The sequence below is a fragment of the Mesorhizobium sp. LMG17149 genome (genome assembly GCF_024518695.1).
GTDB lineage: Bacteria > Pseudomonadota > Alphaproteobacteria > Rhizobiales > Rhizobiaceae > Mesorhizobium.
In genome coordinates this window covers 1-4,213 of the sequence record NZ_JANIFL010000026.1, presented here as the reverse complement: position 1 = coordinate 4,213, position 4,213 = coordinate 1, and the positions used below count along the sequence as shown (strand labels likewise).

At 58.4% G+C, this 4,213-nt stretch carries 4 protein-coding genes and 2 pseudogenes; all 6 read right to left on the bottom strand.

Features of this window, described 5'->3' with window-relative positions:
- Positions 1–186 (bottom strand): annotated as a pseudogene (locus NP945_RS31780) (hypothetical protein); the annotation flags it as partial.
- A gap of 324 nt (positions 187–510) precedes the next feature.
- On the bottom strand, positions 511–1,668 hold the full coding sequence (locus NP945_RS31775; RefSeq protein WP_256748509.1) for a TlpA disulfide reductase family protein: 1,158 nt from the start codon (positions 1,666–1,668) through the stop codon (positions 511–513).
- 599 nt (positions 1,669–2,267) lie between these two features.
- Positions 2,268–3,281, bottom strand: a complete 1,014-nt coding sequence (locus NP945_RS31770) for a 1-aminocyclopropane-1-carboxylate deaminase (protein WP_024505903.1) — start codon at positions 3,279–3,281, stop codon at positions 2,268–2,270.
- 236 nt (positions 3,282–3,517) lie between these two features.
- Positions 3,518–3,709, bottom strand: coding sequence for an exopolysaccharide production repressor protein (locus tag NP945_RS31765; RefSeq protein WP_127230899.1), 192 nt, complete (start codon positions 3,707–3,709; stop codon positions 3,518–3,520).
- Positions 3,710–3,788: 79 nt separating this feature from the next.
- Positions 3,789–4,101: pseudogene (gene fdxB, locus NP945_RS31760) on the bottom strand (ferredoxin III, nif-specific).
- Positions 4,050–4,187, bottom strand: a complete 138-nt coding sequence (locus NP945_RS31755) for a hypothetical protein (RefSeq protein ID WP_256748510.1) — start codon at positions 4,185–4,187, stop codon at positions 4,050–4,052. The pseudogene fdxB and the gene NP945_RS31755 overlap by 52 nt, the downstream one beginning before the upstream one ends.
- Positions 4,188–4,213 lie beyond the last annotated feature (26 nt).

Sequence of the window (4,213 nt, the reverse complement as noted above, 5' to 3'; positions counted from 1 at the left end):
TTGCTGTTGCTTGGTGATGATGAACTCGGCCAGCAGCTCGGCATCCGAATGGCCTTCCCATAAGCCGAAGGAATCCTGAGTACGAATGAGCCGCAGGAGGCATTTGACGAATGGGGAAGCAAGGGCTTCTTCGTCATTGTTGACAGCAGGGCCAACCGGCTCATGAGGAATTTCGTTGTTCGTCATTTCAGTCTTCGTCTTCGAGGTACGATTTCCTTTTCCTGCGATGCCCACTCCGGGTCGGCTTGCGTGGCCGACGAATGGCTTGGGCGGGCCAACCCCAAGAGTGCCCCGTGGCCGACCTCGACATGTCCACGAGTGCGAGACCTGCGGCGCGAATTCGCGGCGCACATCGTCTGCGCCGCGATCCGACCGGTGGTCAACGCAATTGAAATCCAACCTGCCGCAAGCCGCCGCCCTGCTGCATCGACATACTTGCTGCGAAGAGAGCTTCGATGGGCGGATTGGCCAGTGTTCAATTCCAATTGTCAGTCCCTTCGCGATTCTTGCTCAGGAAGTGACTGCGTTTTGAGTTTCGGGTGCCTTCTTTTGCGGAGCCACACAAAGATCCGCGTGACAGGCAGGCTCACCCGTGTAGTTGGCCAGTGCTTCGAGCAATGGGGTAAGATAGTACTGTTTGGTGTGGTCCGGAATTGGCCCCAGCCGGTCCACCGATTTCAGTGCCACCTCGATCAACTCGATTGCGCGATCTTTGTCGCCGCTCTCGTAATAATACTGAGCTACCGGGAGGTACCGGAGGTATTTAAACGGGCCATCGCCGTTCGGGGGATTGAGTGCCAGTATCTGTTCCGAGAGCTCGTTGCCCATCGCAAAGCGCTCCGCGCGCGGAAGATGGGAATTGTCCATCGTGGGATCGAAGAGTTGGTTGAGGGCCAAGGCCATCCACGACACCGCGTCGGACGTTTTGTCGATCGCGTCCTCGACCAATTCTCGCATGACCGGCATGCCGGTCTTGATGTCGCGCAGCTTGTGAAGCAGAAGATCCGCATGAATCTGCCGGAACTCACAAGAGTCTGGCATCAAGGCGAGGCCTTCTTCGATGGCCAAGAGCGCCGCCGTCCAATTCTCGGCCTGCATCGCCGGCTCAAGTTTGGCGTATATCGGCCCGGTAAGCGACATTTCGCGCGCTGCAAGTTGGTTATGCGCGATGCGCTTTGCATCGGCGGCTTTCGCTTCATAGCTGCTGCGCCAGCTGCCGTTAAGGACTTTCGGCAAAACGTCATCGAGTTCCGCCGGGTGGCCGATAAAAGCGATGTGGCCGTCGCGGTCGACCACGAACGAGGTGGGAATCCCAATCGAAGAGCTGGGATCCATCCAGAGCTTGTTCATTTCGCCAATGTAATCGAACCCGATACGATAATTCAGATTCGGGAACTTCTCGGTCAGCCAGGCATCCACGTTGGTCCGCGCCTCGTCTGCGGTAGGACCCTGTTCGCAGGCGGCAACTCCGACCGCCTCAAATCCGCTGCCTTGATATTTCTCCTGCAGTTCGATCAAATGGGGCAGGGCGTCGACACATGGTCCGCACCAAGTCGCCCAAAACTCAACGAGGTAGACCTTGCCGGGCCGAAAGTTCGTGAGGGGCTCGCCACGCAGCCAGTTCTCTACTTTGATCGCAGGAGCCGGGGACCCCATACGCAGTTCCATCTTGGTGTCCAAAGTCATTCCACACCTTTCGTCTCTTTTGTCGCGGAAAATTTTCCAGTCAAAATCGGACACGGTCTCGAGGGCATCGCTCCCTCTGGCTTGCTTCAGCGAAGCTCTCACCGTGTTGCCGCACATCAAGCTGCAACGGAGGTGCCAATTCCCTCAGCTCCGGTAAGCGGCGGGAAATGCTTTGAAATTCTCCACGAGGCCAAATGCGGCCGATTGTCGTGAACCCGACATGTCTTCTGCCGCTGTCGGGTTTCGCCCTATCACTCTTGAGAGCTTGGACGGCTCGCCTGTGATTAGACTGGCCTCGGTCCTCGAGCAGTGGCAGTTTGGCGCCAGTTCGAAAGCGCGAACTCGCCGGCTTGGTCCTCGTGCCGCCACCGCCGCGTGTGGATTCTTGCCCCGGAGTCAAAATTCGCCTCGCGGTTGCCAACGGCGGCATGCGCTCAATGCGCGTGGCGTTGAGCCCCGACAGCACGTAATGGTACCAATTAGTGGATGCCCGTCGCTGCCTCCACTTCTCCAGCCAAGCGCTCGAACGACGCTACCTACCCACGTTCGAGCGCGACCGCGGAATCGCAGACTGCCGAACGTCAGCCGTTGCGAAAGGTGTAGCCGTACCCGTTGATCGCCGGCGCGCCGCCTAGATGTGCGTAGAGGACCCTCGATCCCTGTGGAAAGAAGCCCCTCTGGACGAGGTCGATCATCCCTTGCATCGATTTGCCCTCGTAAACGGGGTCCGTAATCATGCCCTCGAGCCGCGCGCACAAACGGATTGCCTCTTTGGTTTCCTCCGATGGAACGCCATAACCCGGGTACGCGTAGTCCATGAACAACACCACGTCTGCCTCGACAATTTCCGCTCCGAGGTGGACGAGCTTCGCTGTATTTTGGGCGATGCCAAGCACCTGCGCCTTGGTCTTGGCGGGCATGGCGGAGGCATCGATACCGATCACGTTGCGCTGTCGACCATCCTTGGCGAACCCGACGAGCATGCCGCCGTGGGTTGAACCAGTCACCGTACAGACGACGATATAGTCGAAGGCAAACCCAAGCTGCTCTTCCTGGGCACGCACCTCCTCAGCGAACCCCACATAGCCCAGGCCGCCGTATTTGTGGACAGAGGCGCCGGCAGGTATCGCATATGGCCTGCCGCCCCTTGCCTTGACTTCATAAAGTGCCTTTTCCCAGCTGCGGCGGATGCCGATGTCAAAGCCCTCGTCAACCAGGCGCACCTCTGCCCCCATGATGCGGCTCAAGAGGATATTGCCGACCCGGTCGTAGACAGCATCATCATGTGGGACCCAGCTCTCCTGGACCAGGAGGCATTTCATGCCGATCTTGGCGGCGACCGCAGCGACCATGCGCGTATGGTTGGACTGCACGCCACCGATTGTGACGAGCGTATCGGCATCTGACGCGATCGCGTCGGGCACAATGTATTCGAGCTTGCGCAGCTTGTTTCCGCCGAACGCGAGACCGGAGTTGCAGTCCTCGCGTTTGACGTAGATTTCCACCTTGTCGCCCAGATGCTTGCCGAGGCGGTCGAGCCTCTCGATCGGCGTGGGTCCAAAGGTGAGCGGATAACGTTCGAATTTTTCCAGCATGCTATCTCCAGCAAAAAAGTACCTGAACCGGCTACGCACCGGTCAGCCCAGGGGTATGGTCGCGTGTTAGCCGAACACAGATTCCCTATACGATCAGCTCAGTCATCAGAGGGTGACCAAAATTGGTGTGGGTCTGAGCACTGATCCTGTCATCCGCGCATCAAAGCAGCAGCACATGCTGGGCATTCGACCAAGCCGGGACACAGCTGAAAATTGCATTCCGCAGTTGATCAGAGTCAGACGACTGGTACCCGAGCTTTCCTGTAACCATCGGCATGCTGGCCCCTGTGGCGAGTTCCACGAGCGCGGCTAGAGGACTGCCAGATCAGAAAGAGCACGCGGCCGAAGTAGCCGGCCTGAAGCAGCAGCGAACAGGCCAGCGTCGTGACGACTGCCACACGGAGCGAATCCAAAGCGAAGTAAACCATCGACGCATTGCTGCACAGGACCAGCCCCACGAGCCGACAAAAAGATGAAGTGCACGCCGCTCCCCTGGTTTTCGCCAGATCATGTTGCGAGCTCGTCGGCCGCAACATGCGTCTGGCAGTTCTTGGGGCAGACGCGGCCGCAGGCTCCGCAGCCTATGCAGCGGCCGGCATCATCGACAACCATGATCATGCGATTGAGCTTGCCGTCGAAATCGTCGTCCTCGTCATCGCAGGGGCGAGGATTTCACCCGCATCATCAACGCCGTGAAGATGCATGACATCGCGCGAGCAGACCTTGAAACAACGGCAGCAGCCGATGCAGATTTGCTATCGATGGAGGTCAGGTACGGCGGCATCCAAATGGAGCCGTCACGGGTGGTGAATGTGCGCATTCTAAATTCTTCATTGAAGCGAGTTCTCTCTTGGCAACATCCAACTCGGCATAAACGGCTTGGGTTTTCTCGGCGACTTCCTGTATGTCGGCCCACTTGCCCGGCAGACCCT